Here is a 14,634-nt window from a genome sequence, read left to right on the forward strand (position 1 = left end):
CCCATGCCAAGAACCGTTACCGGAATGCAACCTTACCTGTTCCCCTACCTGGGCTACTTTCAGCTCATCGCCAACAGCGATGTATTCGCCATCGGCGACGACATGCAGTTCGTCAGGGGTGCCTGGATCAACCGCAACCGTGTGCTGGCGCATGGCGAGCCCAAGCTCTTCAGCGTGCCGCTCAAGAAGGGTTCGCTGGGCGACTCGGTTCGGGATCGGCGCCTCGGCGACGACTTCGAACGTGAAGCTGCAGCGCTGCTGAAGATGATCAGCCGCCTGTATGCCAAGGCCCCCTACCGCAGCCAGACGCTACCGCTGATCGAACAGATATTTGCCTGTCCGGAGCGAAACCTGGCGCTCTTCGCCGAGCACTCGCTGCGCCTGCTGTGCCGCCACATGGGTATCGACACGCCCATCTGCCGCACGTCGGAGCTGACCCTGGACAAGACTCTCGACAGGCAGGAGCGGGTCATCGAGATCACTCGGCAACTCGGTGGGGACTGCTACATCAACCCGATTGGCGGCATTGACCTGTACTGCCCGGCGCGCTTTCGCGAGGCCGGGGTGAAACTGCGCTTTCTCAAGATGGACGAAGTCGAGTATCAGCAGCTGAAACATTCCTTTGTGCCGTCGCTGTCGATCATCGATGTATTGATGTTCAACGCCCCGGAAGCGCTACCCGACCTGCTGCGCGCGTTCACCCTGGTCGAAGGCGTCGAACCAAATACCACGCGGGACGCCAGGGCGAGCCAAGGCAGCGCGCAACCCGCCTGAAGAAGATCACGGATGCCGAAAGTCGTCTCACTCATGCAGCCTTACCTCTTTCCCTACCTCGGCTATTTCCAGCTGATCGCGGCCAGTGACGCCTTTGTTCTGGGAGATGACCTGCAATACGCAAAAGGCTCCTGGATCAACCGCAACCGGTTACTGGTCGACGGCCGACCAAGCCTGTTCACCCTGTCGCTTCGCAAGGGGCGGTTCGGGGAAACCATCGGCGAGCGCTGGCTGAGCGATGACTACCCTCGCCAGGCCGCAACGCTGATGAAGACGCTTGAGCAGGCCTATGCCAGGGCTCCCTGGCGCGACTCGGTGCTGGAATTGATCGGTGCCATCCTGGCGAGCCCGGAGCGCAACCTGGCCTGTTTCAATGAACAGGCGTTGCGAGCCATATGTGCCCACCTGGGCATCGCCACGCCATTTCATCGCAGCTCGGAGTTCGGCCTGCCGCAGGGGATCGACAAGACCGAACGGCTGATCCGGGTGACCCAGGCCCTGGCTGGCGATTGCTACCTCAACACCATCGGTGGCCTCGCGCTCTACAGGCCATCGGACTTCGAAGCCTGCGGCCTGAAGCTGCGATTTCTGGGCATGGACCCGCTGGAGTATCCGCAACGCCAGGTTCCTTTCGTCCCGTCCCTGTCGATCATCGATGTGCTGATGTCCAACAGCCCTGCTGCGGTCAGGGAACTGCTGCAACGCTTCACCCTCATTGAGGGAAGTCTGAGGCACAGCGATCAATGCGCCCCGCCTTGCCTCTGAGCAGAAAACCGGACGCTTCAGGAACCAGTCAAGCCGCCCAGAGTCACATTGCCATCACTGCACGCACCGGTCTTTTCGGCCGGCGTGCTACAAGGAAGGAGCCTTCATGACCAGTACCATAGCCCGCTGGTATCTCGTCCAGACCAAACCCCGCCAGGAGGAACGTGCCAAGGAGCATCTCGAACGCCAGTCGTTCGAGTGTTACTGGCCACAGAAACCACAGGCCAATGGCGAGGCCAAGCGCAAGGGCTCCGAATCGCTGTTTCCCGGGTACCTGTTCATTCGCCTCGATCACCTGCAGGACAACTGGTACCCGATTCGCTCCACACGGGGCGTCAACCAGATCGTCAGCTTTGGCGGCAACCCTGTTCCGGTCGACGATGAGCTGATCGACAACCTCCGCCACCGGCTCGATAACCTTGCTGAAAAGCCACCCCTGCAGCTCGAGCCCGGGGAAAAGGTTCGGCTCAAGCTCAGCGTGCTCGATGCGGTCGAGGCGATCTTCGTCTGCCCCGATGGCGAAGAGCGCTCGGTGATCCTGCTCACCCTGCTGCAGCGGGAACAGCGCATCAGCGTCAAGAACGACCAACTGGCCAGCTATCAGCGCAGCTGACCCCCTTTCCCGGCCGTTCCTACGAGTCAGACTGATGAAGATTCTTGTCCTGCATACCCTCTACTCTCCCCACGTCGGCGGAGGCGCGGAGGCGGTGGTGAAACAGCTTGCCGAAGGCCTGCAGCGCCGTGGCCACGAGGTGGTGGTACTGGCGACCGGGCCGCGCGAAGGCGTGAACGGCGAGCAGGTCGATGGGCTACGCGTGTACCGTGCCGGGCTGCACAATCTCTACTGGCACCACACCCAGCGCAGGCCCCAGCCACTGATGCGGCTGGGCTGGCATTGGCGCGACCGCTATAACCGCGACATGCGCGTGCCCCTGCGTCAGGTGATCGAGGTCGAACAACCGGATCTGGTCCTCTGCCACAACCTGACCGGCTGGTCGATCTCTGCCTGGGACGAGATCCACCAGGCGGGGCTTCCAGCGGTTCAGGTGCTGCACGACCTTTACCTGCTCTGTCCCCGCGACACCATGTATCACAAGGGCAAGGACTGTGCGCGGCAATGCGGCCTGTGCGCCGCGCTGCGGCACCGGCACGCCGCGGCATCGGCCAAGGTGACGGCGGTGATCGGGGTGAGCCGATACCTGCTCGAACGGGTCTGCGAACAGGGGTTTTTCCCCGGCGTGCCACGACACGTGGTGTACAACCGCTGTGCGGTGCCGGTCGCTGGACGTCTGTCCCGGCCCGACGGACCGCTGCGCTTCGGCTACATAGGTACGCTGTCGGAGAACAAGGGCGTGGCCTGGCTGATCCAGCAGTTCGAAGCGCTTGGACTCGATGCCACGCTGGATATCGCCGGGCGCGGCAAGCACGACGATGAAGCGCGCCTGGCGGCCCTGGTCACAAGCGACCGGGTGCGCTTCGTCGGCTTTCAGGATGCGGCACGTTTTCTTGGCGGGCTGGATGTGCTGGTGATGCCCTCGCGCTGGGCCGAACCCTTCGGCCTGGTTGCGGTGGAAGGCTGTGCACATGGCCTGCCGGTCATCGCCTCGGCCGTGGGCGGCCTGCCGGAGACCATCCAGCACGGCGTCAACGGGCTGCTGTGTACGCCGGAGAATCCCGACTCGCTGGGCCAGGCCCTCGCCACCCTCTACCACGACCAGGCCCTTCGCGAACGACTGGCCCATCAGGCGCGCCTGACAATCACGCCGCTGCTGGACATGGAGCGAATGCTCGACGAATACGAAACGATTCTCCACGAGAGCCTCGAAAGCAGCCGTTCGGGCCAGGAGCAGACCCATGACCAGCGCGTCCTGGCCTGAGGCCAGCCCACTGTGGGTCGGCAAGCCGACGCTGTACGCGGGCGTGGTCGCCTCGGTTCTGCTGGTGGAGACCTTCTCCGGTGCGTTGCGCTACTACTTCGACCTGGTGGGCATCGCCCCGCTGCTCTACCTGCCCAAGCTCGCCTGCGTCGCCGTGGTCGCCCTGGAATTGCCTCATCTCAAGGTGCAGCGCGGCGTATGGCTCATGCTGCTGGTGATGCTGACCTCCTCGCTGCTGGCCTTGATGCACGGGGTGGGGCCGGAGAACGTCGGCTTCACCCTGTTCGCCATCAGCCCCCTGCTGTTCGGCGTGGTCTGTGCTCGTCACCTGCAACGACGCATGGGAACCCTCGGCTGGGTCATCGGTTTCTGCCTGTTCGCGTCGTTGCTCGGGCTCTTGCTGGACATGTTCAGCGAGGTTCCATGGAAGGGCTACAGCTACATGATGGGCGAGACCGAAGTCAGCGGAAATCGCGCCTGGGGCGATGGCGAGCAGGACCGCCCGGCCGGCTTTTCACGGATGTCGACCAGCCTCTCGGTGATGATCGCCATCTACAGCCTGTTTCTCAGCGTGCTCATAGGGTCGCGCCTGCTACGCCTGGTCCTGTACGCGGTGAGTCTGGCGGCGATCCTGGCGAGCACGAACAAGTCCACACTGGTGGCCTATGCGTTGACCCTGGCGCTGATGGCAGTCGCCTGCTACCGGTTGCCGAGCGCCGGCGCCGCGCTGCTGGCGGTGGTGACAGGTCTGGCGCTGCCCTTGATCAGCCTGATGATTCACGTCGACCCGAACACCGTCGCCGGGGCAAGTGACCACGTCCTGGCCTCGCTCAATGATCGCCTGGCCAACAGCTGGCCCAACCTGTTCGCCCTGCTCGTCGATGAAGGCTGGCTCTGGGCAGGCGCCGGCTTCGGTGCGGTGGGCAGCACCCAGTCGGCCTTCCCGATTCCCGGACAGGACCTGTTGACCGTAGCCGATAACACCGCGCTCTACCTCTGGGCCATCTTTGGCGCGGTCGGCGTGCTGCTCTACCTGCTCTGGTTTCCCCTGCTGCTGCGGCTGCAGGAACGAGGCTCGCCGCTGCGCTTCGCCCTGTTGCTGATCGTCTTTTGCATCTGCCTCGTCGGCTGGACCACCGACGTGCTTGAAGTGCCCGCTGCCAGCCTGTTTCTCGGCATGGCCATCGGTCTGGTGCTGGCACCGTCCGAGGCGAGGCAGCGATTGTCCAGGAGATGGAACGAAGCTGTTGTAACGTGACACCCGCCCAGGAGGGGCAAACATGAGCTCAGGAAGTAGTAGTAGTCGTTTGACCGCGGCGCTCGCCGCGCTGATGTTGTGCTCGACCGGGGCGCTGGCCACCGACCAGGGTGATCCGCCTTTCATCGTTGGTGTCAGCTCTCACTTGCTGCACACCGGTGATCCGAGCGGCAGGGCGGATCGGCTGATCCGGGACGCGGGCATCGTTTCGGTACGGGACGACGCACACTGGGCGTTCGTCGAGCGGGAACGGATGCAGCTGCACATCGAGCCCCACTGGTTTGGCTACCTGAGACGCATGGAGCGTCGCGGGCTGAATTCGATGTTCATCCTCGGCTATGGCAACCGCTTCCATGGCGGCGGGGAAAAACCCCGAACCGACCGTGTTCGCGCCGCCTTCGGGCGCTATGTGGAACACGTGGTACGCGAGCTGAGGGGCCGCATCGAGTACTACGAGGTGTGGAACGAGTGGGACATGAACGACGCGGACGACCCGGCCTCGACCCGCGACTACGCTCAGCTGGTCGCCGAGTCGGCGGCGCGCATCCGTCGGCACGACCCGAACGCCAAGATCCTGGCCGGTGCCGTGACCACCCGGGGAATCGAGTCGGGCTTTGCCCACCGGCTCATCGACAACGGCGTGATGCAGGTGGTCGACGGCTTCTCCCTGCACCCCTATGTGCATTGCAGGCGCTACGGCCGACACACACCCGAAGCCTGGATCGACTGGCTTGGCGAGGTGTCGGCCTCGCTCAGTCGGGAGGCCGGCCGCCCGGTGCCGCTGTACCTGACAGAGATGTCCTGGCCGGCCCATCAAGGCCGTTGCGGAATCGATGACAGGCTGCAGGCGGCCTATCTCGCCCGCAGTTACTTTCTCGCCCGGACCCTGCCGAGCATCAAAGGCATGTGGTGGTACGGCCTGCGCAACGACGGGCAGGACCCGACCGAGCGAGAGCACAATTTCGGCCTGCTGACCTACGACTTCGAGCCGAAGCCGGCCTACCACACCCTCTCCGCCATCAGCACGGTGGTTGCCAACTACCGTTACCTCGGCCGCGAGCCCGGCGAGACGGGTGATGTCCAGCTGCTGCGATTCGCCAGCGACAAGCGACAGCTGCTGGTGGCCTGGAGCACCGGAGAGCCGGTTGAGGTGAGCGTGACGAGCGACACGCCCACCGGCCGGCTCGTCCGTCTGACCGACACCGAACAGCCGCAACGGGGCCCTAATCGCAGCGAAAGCGAATGGAACTGTCCAGGCGAGGGTGCGCCCTGCACCGCCCGGGTCACCCTTACCGAATTTCCCAAGCTGATCGTGCTCAGCGATACCGGGTCAGCGCGCGATGCATTGGCGGGTATCACTGAGATTCCATGAGAAGGACATTCGATGATCGCAGTCAATGCCCGTTTCCTCACACAGGAGCTGCGTGGCGTGCAGCGTTTCGCCAAGCAGATCTGCCTGGAACTGCAGGCGATGCGCGACGACCTGGTGTTTCTCGTGCCGAGCAGAGGCAGGCTGTCGCCTGGCGCGGCGGGCCTGCGCACCCGACGCATAGGCGTCAACGGCGGACACCTCTGGGAACAGCTGGACCTTCCGCTATGGCTCGCCCGGCAGGGCAAGCCACTGCTGCTCTCGCTGGGCAACACCGCCCCGGCCTACTACCGCAACCAGATCGCCACGCATCACGACATCACCTATGTGCGCCATCCGGAAAGCTACTCGGCAACCTTCGCGCTGGCCTACCGGCATCTGACCCCTCGGATTCTCAAGCGCGCACGGGCGCTGATCACCGTCAGCGAGTTCTCTCGCCAGGAGATCGCCGAGTACTACGGGTACCCGGCGGAGCACATCAACGTGGTGCCAAATGCGGTGGCCAGCAGCTTCTGCAGCGCATCGCCGGCGTCAAGGGCTGAACGGCCCTATTTGCTGGCCGTCTCGTCGATCAACGCACACAAGAACTTCGGGCGCATGGCGCAGGCGTTCTTGCTGCTCGAGGATTGCGAAGACGTCGAGCTGCGCATCGTCGGAGATTGTCATGCAGCGTTTTCGGCCACCGCAGCGGGCATCGAACACCCCCGGGTGCGCTGGCTCGGCCGGCTGTCGGACGATGAACTGGCGGACCAGTACCGCGGCGCGACCGCCTTCGTGTTCCCCTCGCTGTACGAAGGTTTCGGCATCCCGCCGCTGGAGGCACAGGCCTGCGGATGCCCGGTGATCGCGGCGCACTCGGCCTCGATTCCCGAGGTACTGGCAGACAGTGCCTTGCTGTTCAACCCCTTCGATGTCCAGGAGATGGCCCTATGCATGCGCCGGGTGCTCCGCGAGCAAGGCCTGCGTGACGAGCTGGTTACACGGGGGAAACGAAACCTCGCCCGATACTCCTGGAGGGCCTCGGCCGACCGGGTTTCAAGACTGATCGACAGCGTCGAGGCCTCGCGGCCAGCCCTCGACCTGCGCTTCGAAGAAGGCTGATAACCGATCCAGCGCGCTGCATCTGCCTTTTTCTCCCGGCGCCCCTCGCGCGCCGGATCCCGACGCTCTGCTCCACCTCATCACTGCAACGCTGGCGTTGCGGTACGGATTGCTGCAACTCCACATCCCACCACCACTGAAGGTCTCTCCATGAAGATTGCCATCGTTCATGACTGGCTGGTCACCTATGCCGGCGCGGAGCGTGTGCTCTCTGCGCTCTGTGAAACCTGGCCTGAAGCCGACCTCTACTCGGTCATCGATTTTCTTTCCGACGATGACCGAGCCTTCCTGCACGGAAAGCGCGCACGCACGACCTTCATCCAGCAGCTACCCAAGGCGAGGACGCAATACCAGAAGTACCTGCCACTGATGCCGCTGGCGATCGAGCAACTGGACCTGTCAGGCTACGACCTGGTGATTTCCAGCAGCCATGCGGTGGCCAAGGGCGTGCTCACCGGCCCCAACCAGTTGCACGTCAGTTATGTCCACTCGCCGATCCGCTATGCCTGGGACCTGCAACATCAGTACTTGCACGAAGCCAGCCTGGTCAGTGGGATCCGCGCCAAGCTGGCGCGGATGCTGCTGCACTACCTGCGCATGTGGGATCAGCGCACCGCCAGTGGCGTGGACGAGTTCGTCGCCAATTCGCACTTCATCGGTCGTCGTATCAACAAGAGCTATCGACGCAACTCGACGGTGATCTACCCACCGGTCGATACCGCACGCTTCACCCTTGGCGAGACGCGGGAAGACTTCTACCTGACCGCCTCGCGGATGGTGCCGTACAAGCGGATTCCGATGATCGTCGAGGCCTTTCGGAACATGTCAGACAAACGTCTGGTGGTCATCGGCACGGGACCGGAGCTGGAAAAAGCCCGCGAAGTGGCCGGCCCCAATGTGAGCCTGATGGGCTTCCAGAGCAACGAGGTGCTGCTCGACTACATGCAGCGGGCGCGCGCCTTCCTGTTTGCTGCCGAGGAGGATTTCGGCATCGCCCCGGTCGAGGCTCAGGCCTGCGGTACGCCCGTGATCGCCTACGCGGCCGGCGGGGTTCGAGAGACCGTGCGTGGACTCGACCACCCCGCCCCCACCGGCGTGTTCTATCCGCAACAGACCGCCTCGTCGCTGGTCGCCGCGATACGTCGCTTCGAGCGCGAAGCGCACCGCATCACTGCCCAAGCCTGTCGAGCCAATGCCGAGCGATTTTCCGGTGAGCGCTTCAGGCAGGAGATCCGCGCCTTTGTCGAAGCGAGGGTGGCAGAAAGCGCGCTCCACCACGGCCAGACCGTGCACACCAGCCAGCTCGGGACCAAGGCCTTCAACGCCCTGCCCGTGAAACACGCCTGAATTCCAGAAGTCCCCAGGGACCGGACCGCAGAGAGCCACACCCATGCCCACCAAGATCACCTGGATCGTCGCTGACGGTTACTCCTATACCGAATACCAACTTCTCCCCGGCTCGTCCGAGGAGAGCGTCGTCAAGACCTTTCGCAGCCATCATGAGCCTTTATACGGGCCCCCGGTCACGATCACGCCCGTGAATCCGCCGGTCATATCCGAGCCAGCCCCTGAAGCGGAACCGAGCTGACCGCTCGCGGAGAACCCCATGTCCACAGGCACCACCCTGGTCACCGTGACCTATGGCGATCGGTTCGACTATGTCCGTCAACTCGTCGAACGCTGCGCAGCCTTTGCGCAGATCGAGCAGGTGCTCATCGTCAGCAATGCCGCCACCGAGGCACTCACGAACCTTCAGCAACGCTGGCCAGCGCGCGTCCGGCTGATCCGGCTGGAGAGCAACACCGGTTCGGCCAACGGCTATGCGGTGGGAATCGCGGCCGCCCTTGAATGCGGCACCGACTACATTTGGCTGATGGACGACGACAATGCGCCGACGCCCGCCGCGGTCGAGGTGCTGCACCGGGAGCTTGGTGCGCTGGCCCAACGCGGCGACCCGTCCCAGGTGGCCGTGCTGGGGTTCCGGGCGACCCAGCAGGAGGACATCGCACGAGGCGTGCCGGCGCGTTTCGTGCTGCATCCCCGCTCCAGCTACTTTGGCTTTCACATCGCCCAGCTGCCCTACAAGCTCTGGCGGCGCATGCCCTGGGGCAAGCCCAGCGGCATCCCTCATCGCTGCCTGTCGCTGCCCTTCGCACCCTATGGCGGAATGCTGGCCCACCGCAGCCTGTACCAGCGCATCGGCCTGCCGCTGCGTGACCTGGTGCTCTACGCCGACGACACCGAATACACCCGCCGCATCACCGCCAGCGGCGGTCGGCTCGTGGTGTACACCGACGCCGTGATCGAGGAGCTGGAGGAGTCCTGGAACATCAAGGGTCGCACGCACAACATCTACGAAACCTACCTGCTCGGTGCATCGGAGTTTCGTGCCTATTACGCGGCACGCAACCAGGCCTGGTTCGACAGGCACGTGTGGCGCACCTCTCCCTTCATGTACCGACTCAACCGGCTGGTCTTTCATGCGCTGCTGCGGTTCTTCGCACTGCGGCGCAACGCTTCCAGTCGTCTGGCCCTGCTGCACCGGGCCATACGCGACGGAGAAAACGGCAGCCTGGGGCCGAGCGATACCTTCCCACTGCGCTGATTCTTGCCTGCACACGAGAGATCCGCCATGGACACTTCATTGCAACGCAACGAGAACAACTTCGACTTTCTCAGGCTGCTGGCCGCTTCGGCCGTGGTGGTCGGACACAGCTTCTGGCTGTCCGGCAACGCCGAGCTCGAACCTGTACGCCAAATCCTCGGCTACGCGGACATTGCCGATATCGCTGTCAATCTGTTTTTCGTGATGAGCGGGTACCTGATCGCCGCCTCCTGGCTCAACAGCCGGAACGTGATCGACTTTCTCGGCAAGCGCGCGTTGCGGATCTTCCCGGCGCTGATCGTCTCGACCCTGGTGACAGTGACGCTGGTGGGAAGCCTGGCGACCCGCTTGCCGCTGGGCGAATACTTGCAGTCGCCGCAAACGCTGGGCTACCTGTCCAATATGGTGCTGCTGACCCAGTTCCAGCTGCCGGGTGTGTTCGTCGACAACCTCTTTCCCAACACGGTGAACGGCTCGGTCTGGACGCTGCCCTACGAAGTCGCCATGTACAGCATCCTGATGCTGCTCGGCCTGTGCCGACTGTTCAACAGAACGGTCGTGCTGGCCGGGCTCGCGCTCTTGCTGCTGATCCACTTCGTGCTGATTCCGGAGCTGGGTATCCAGAGCCAGGTGCTCTACAAAGGCACCCGCCTTGGCATTTTCTTCTTTTCCGGCGGCGCGCTGTACCTCTACCGTAAGCAGGTCCGCTGGAACTGGAAGATCGCCGCCGTGCTGCTTGCCGCCTCGCTGGTGAGCGCAGGTCACGAGCGCTGGATGCTGGTGCATACGCTGACCCTGCCGTACCTGGCGATCTACCTGGCGCACCTGCGGATTCCTGCGCTGGTAAAGGCCGGCAAGTACGGTGATTTCTCCTACGGGGTCTACATTTTCAGTTTTCCGGCGCAGCAACTGATCATCTTCTGGCAACCCCAGCTGGCGCTGTCCACCTTCATGGTGCTGAGCCTGGTCGTGAGCCTGACACTGGCTTGGTTCTCCTGGCATCTGATCGAAGCGCCCGCCCTCGCACTCAAGCGCTACCTGCCCCGGACAGCCAACGCGCAGCTCCCGCTGAAAGCCCACTGACAGCCGACAGACGGCCTGACCGCCTGGCTTTCCGAGCCTGCTCGGCAAGCACCCATTGATTGTATAATCGGTGCCTTTCCCCTCTATGTAGTACTGAGGCCTTCTCTTCATGTCGAACAAAGCTCCCAGCGTTGGATTCGTTTCCCTCGGCTGCCCCAAGGCCACGGTGGATTCCGAACGCATCCTGACCCAACTGCGCATGGAGGGATATCAGATCGTGCCGTCCTACCAGGACGCCGATGTGGTGGTCGTCAATACCTGTGGCTTCATCGACAGCGCCAAGGCGGAGTCGCTGGACGCCATCGGCGAGGCCATTGCCGAGAACGGCCGAGTCATCGTCACCGGCTGCATGGGTGTTGATGCCTCGGTCATCCGCGATGTGCACCCCAACGTGCTGGCGGTCACCGGGCCGCAGCAGTACGAGCAGGTGGTCAGGGCCGTCCACGAAGTGGTGCCGCCCAGCAGCGAGCACGATCCCTTTGTCGACCTGGTACCGCCGCAGGGGGTCAAGCTCACCCCGCGCCACTATGCGTACCTGAAGATCTCCGAAGGCTGCAACCACAGCTGCAGCTTCTGCATCATCCCCTCCATGCGCGGCAAGCTGGTCAGCCGCCCGGTGGGCGAGGTGCTGAGCGAAGCCGAGCGGCTGGTCAAGGCTGGGGTGAAGGAGCTGCTGGTGATCTCCCAGGACACCAGCGCCTATGGCGTCGACCTCAAGTACAAGACCGACTTCTGGAACGGGCAGCCGGTGAAGACGCGGATGCTCGAGCTCTGCGAGGCTCTGTCGTCCATGGGTGTCTGGGTCCGACTGCACTACGTCTATCCCTACCCCAACGTCGACGATGTGATCCCGCTGATGGCCGAGGGCAAGCTGTTGCCCTACCTGGACATCCCTTTCCAGCACGCCAGCCCGAAGATTCTCAAGGCGATGAAACGCCCGGCCTTCGAGGACCAGACCCTCGAGCGTATCCGCAAATGGCGTGAGATCTGCCCCGACCTGACCATCCGTTCCACCTTCGTGGTCGGCTTTCCAGGCGAGACCGAAGAGGACTTCCAGTACCTGCTCGACTGGCTGAGCGAGGCGCAGCTCGACCGCGTCGGCTGCTTCCAGTACTCCCCTGTCGATGGCGCACCCGCCAACGCGCTGGATGGCGCGGTACCTGAAGAGGTGAAGCAGCAGCGCTGGGAGCGCTTCATGGCGCATCAGCAGGCCATCAGCGCGGAGCGCCTCAAGCGCAAGATCGGCCACGAGATACAGGTGCTCATCGACGAAGTCGATGACGAGGGCGCGATCGGCCGCTCCTGGGGCGATGCGCCGGAAATCGACGGCCACGTCTATGTCGACAGCAACGACCTGCAGCCCGGCGACATGGTTTGTGTCGAGGTGATCGATGCCGACGAGTACGACCTCTGGGCCAACCCGCTGTAGGCGGGTCTTCCCTCGCCGGATCGACCGTCCCGGCGGACCGAGATGAGCCGATAGCGCAAACACGGAAAGGGCCTCAATGAGGCCCTTTCCGCTTTCTGTGGACCGGCTCAGGTCAGGAGTCGCTGAAATCCCCTTCCTGGGGCGTCGACCGCTGCAGGTGCAGGAACTCCATGTGGTGCTCGTAATGGTCGAGGATGTCCTCGATGAGCTGGCGCTTGGTATAGCCCATCAGATCATAGCCCAGGCTGCCCTGGCGCAGATGCACCTCGAGCCGGTAGTATTCCGCGTCGCTCCGCTGGGAGCGCAACGCGAACGACGGCATGGCGCTGCGTACCGGCCAGATCTGGTAGGTGAAATCCTGCTCGCTGCCGAGGTGGACGTTCAGCGCCAGGTGCTCGTTGCCCTTAGCGCCTTCGGCGATTTCCACCGTGACGCCCCGCTCGCCCAGCGCCGTCTGGATTTCCTCCATGGCCGGCCTGCAGACCTGCTGCAGATAGCGGCGCGTCTGGCTCCAACTCGGAAAACTCATCGCCCTCGCCAGCCGCTGGCCCCAGTTGATCGGCGCCTGTTCGGCGGTGGCACGCCCCGAAAGCTGGCCGGACAGACTCTTCTGGTAGCTGTCGGCCATCATCCCCTCGACACGCAAGGCACGGAACAGCCCGACCATCATGAACACCAGCACCACCGAAAACGGCAGCCCCATGATGACTACCGTACCCTGTAGCGCGGTCAGCCCGCCGGCGACCAGCAGTGACAGGGTCAATAGGCCGATGATCGTTGCCCAGAGCACCCGCAGGCGGATCGGTGCATCACTGTTGGGATCGCGCAGGATGGAGGTGAAGTTCGACAGCACCAGCGAGCCCGAGTCGCCGGAGGTGATGAAGAACACGATCGCCAGCACCGTCACCACGCCCATGGTCAGACCCGGCCAGGGCAGGCTCTGCATGAACAGATAGATCGACGAGCCGGGATTTTCCATCGCCTGTTCACCAAACTCGACGGCGCCGCCCATGACCATCTCGATGGCGCTGTTACCCATGATCGACATCCAGGCCATCATGAAGGCAAGCGGCAACAACAATGTGCCCAGGACGAACTCACGAATGGTTCGGCCCCGTGAAATCCGCGCCAGGAACAGGCCCACGAACGGCCCCCAGGCAATCCACCAGGCCCAGAAAAACACCGTCCAGGCATTCAGCCAGTCGGTCTGCTGGTCATAGGGATAGATGTTCAGCGACAGGCTGAAGAAGTTCGACAGGTAGCCGCCGACGTTGGTGATCAGGGCGCTCATGAGAAAGGTGGTGTTGCCTACGAACAGCACGAACAGCAACAGCAGCAGGGCCATCAGCATGTTGAACTCGGACAGCCGGCGGATGCCCTTCTCGACGCCGGTTGCGGCGGAGATGGCCGAGAACACCACGATCATCACGATCAGCGCCGACTGGCTGGCGGTGTTTTCGGGAATGCCGAAAATGTGGCTCAGTCCGTAGTTCAGCTGGATGATGCCGATGCCCAGGCTGGTGGCGATGCCGAATACAGTGCCTAGCACCGCTGCGGTGTCCACCGTGTGCCCGATGGGGCCGTAGATGCGCTTGCCGAACAGCGGGTAGAGCGACGAGCGAATCGACAGCGGCAGACCCTGTCGATAGGAAAAGTAGGCCAGCGACATGCCCACCAGAGTATAGACCCCCCATCCCGACAAACCCCAGTGCAGGAAGGTGAGCTGCATGGCCTGGCGGGCGGCTTCGGCGCTGCCGCCCACGCCTATCGGAGGCGCGAGGAAGTGGCTGACCGGTTCGGCGATACAGAAGAACAGCAGGTCGATGCCGATCCCGGCGGAGAACAGCATGGCCGCCCAGGTGACGACGTTGAATTCGGGCTTGGAATGATCCGGCCCCAGGCGAATCTTGCCGTAGCGCGACGTGCCGATGACCACCACAAAGATCAGGTAGGCCAGGATGGCAAGGAAATAGAACCAGCCGAAGGTAACGGAGATCCAGCCCAGCACGGCATCGATCACCTGGCGTGACGAGTCGAAGAACATGCTCCAGATGGCGAAGACGACGATGCCCACGGCCGAGGAATAAAAGACGATCGGATTGATCCGGTCCGTCTCGGCCGAAGCCTGGTCCGGGTGTGTCATGTCGAGCTCCTTTGCTTCCCGCGCGCGACAAACCGCCCGGGGTATTCGCAGGGCGCTGTCCCGGCCCAGCCGAGGGCGTTACCGAGAGATTCTGACACTGGATACGGCAAGCGCAGGCGATGGTGCTCGGAAAACCGTTTTGAGGTCTGGATGGACAGCCCGGAATTGTTTCCCATCGATGGGGAAAGGGGCGCGATTCTATACAAATGTTTGATATTTTGCACGGCCCT

At 63.3% G+C, this 14,634-nt stretch carries 13 protein-coding genes; 12 read left to right on the plus strand and 1 reads right to left on the minus strand.

All coding sequences use genetic code 11. From position 1 onward, the window contains the following. The first annotated feature begins 3 nt into the window (after positions 1–3). The 12 genes from ACFOMF_RS06500 (at position 4) to rimO (ending at position 12,261) form a co-directional block, all read left to right on the plus strand. Positions 4–774, plus strand: a complete 771-nt coding sequence (locus ACFOMF_RS06500; protein ID WP_386362532.1) for a WbqC family protein — start codon at positions 4–6, stop codon at positions 772–774. A 12-nt stretch (positions 775–786) separates the two neighbouring features. Next, the gene (locus ACFOMF_RS06505) at positions 787–1,539 is read left to right on the plus strand and encodes a WbqC family protein (protein WP_386362535.1); all 753 of its coding nucleotides are present in this window, start codon (positions 787–789) and stop codon (positions 1,537–1,539) included. A gap of 106 nt (positions 1,540–1,645) precedes the next feature. After that, positions 1,646–2,152 (plus strand): transcription/translation regulatory transformer protein RfaH, encoded by a 507-nt coding sequence (rfaH, locus tag ACFOMF_RS06510; protein WP_386362538.1) that lies wholly within the window; start codon positions 1,646–1,648, stop codon positions 2,150–2,152. A gap of 34 nt (positions 2,153–2,186) precedes the next feature. Next, complete coding sequence (locus ACFOMF_RS06515; RefSeq protein ID WP_386362541.1) at positions 2,187–3,416, plus strand: glycosyltransferase family 4 protein; 1,230 nt, start codon at positions 2,187–2,189, stop codon at positions 3,414–3,416. Beyond that, positions 3,394–4,674 carry a hypothetical protein gene (locus tag ACFOMF_RS06520; protein ID WP_386362544.1) on the plus strand — a complete coding sequence of 427 codons (1,281 nt, stop codon included), beginning with the start codon at positions 3,394–3,396 and terminating at the stop codon, positions 4,672–4,674. The genes ACFOMF_RS06515 and ACFOMF_RS06520 overlap by 23 nt, the downstream gene beginning before the upstream one ends. A 22-nt stretch (positions 4,675–4,696) precedes the next feature. Next, entirely contained in the window at positions 4,697–6,046 is a 1,350-nt protein-coding gene (locus ACFOMF_RS06525) for a hypothetical protein (protein ID WP_386362547.1), read from the plus strand. 12 nt (positions 6,047–6,058) lie between these two features. Continuing rightward, positions 6,059–7,144, plus strand: a complete 1,086-nt coding sequence (locus tag ACFOMF_RS06530) for a glycosyltransferase family 4 protein (RefSeq protein ID WP_386362549.1) — start codon at positions 6,059–6,061, stop codon at positions 7,142–7,144. A 150-nt stretch (positions 7,145–7,294) separates the two neighbouring features. After that, a complete protein-coding gene (locus tag ACFOMF_RS06535; RefSeq protein ID WP_386362552.1) occupies positions 7,295–8,491 on the plus strand; it encodes a glycosyltransferase family 4 protein in 1,197 nt (398 codons plus the stop codon). A gap of 43 nt (positions 8,492–8,534) precedes the next feature. Beyond that, positions 8,535–8,732, plus strand: coding sequence for a hypothetical protein (locus ACFOMF_RS06540; protein ID WP_386362555.1), 198 nt, complete (start codon positions 8,535–8,537; stop codon positions 8,730–8,732). Positions 8,733–8,750: 18 nt separating this feature from the next. Further along, positions 8,751–9,749: a glycosyltransferase gene (locus ACFOMF_RS06545; RefSeq protein WP_386362558.1), complete on the plus strand. Its 999-nt coding sequence runs from the start codon at positions 8,751–8,753 to the stop codon at positions 9,747–9,749. Positions 9,750–9,776: 27 nt separating this feature from the next. Then, on the plus strand, positions 9,777–10,832 hold the full coding sequence (locus ACFOMF_RS06550; RefSeq protein ID WP_386362561.1) for an acyltransferase family protein: 1,056 nt from the start codon (positions 9,777–9,779) through the stop codon (positions 10,830–10,832). A 109-nt stretch (positions 10,833–10,941) separates the two neighbouring features. Beyond that, positions 10,942–12,261 (plus strand): 30S ribosomal protein S12 methylthiotransferase RimO, encoded by a 1,320-nt coding sequence (rimO, locus tag ACFOMF_RS06555; RefSeq protein ID WP_386362564.1) that lies wholly within the window; start codon positions 10,942–10,944, stop codon positions 12,259–12,261. Positions 12,262–12,373: 112 nt separating this feature from the next. Here the strand turns inward: rimO and betT are convergent, their stop codons facing one another. Beyond that, entirely contained in the window at positions 12,374–14,404 is a 2,031-nt protein-coding gene (gene betT, locus ACFOMF_RS06560) for a choline BCCT transporter BetT (RefSeq protein WP_386362567.1), read from the minus strand. Between the last annotated feature and the right edge of the window lie 230 nt (positions 14,405–14,634).

Origin of the sequence: Stutzerimonas tarimensis, assembly GCF_042648805.1 — a bacterium.
In the GTDB taxonomy this organism is placed as follows: Bacteria; Pseudomonadota; Gammaproteobacteria; order Pseudomonadales; family Pseudomonadaceae; genus Azomonas; species Azomonas tarimensis.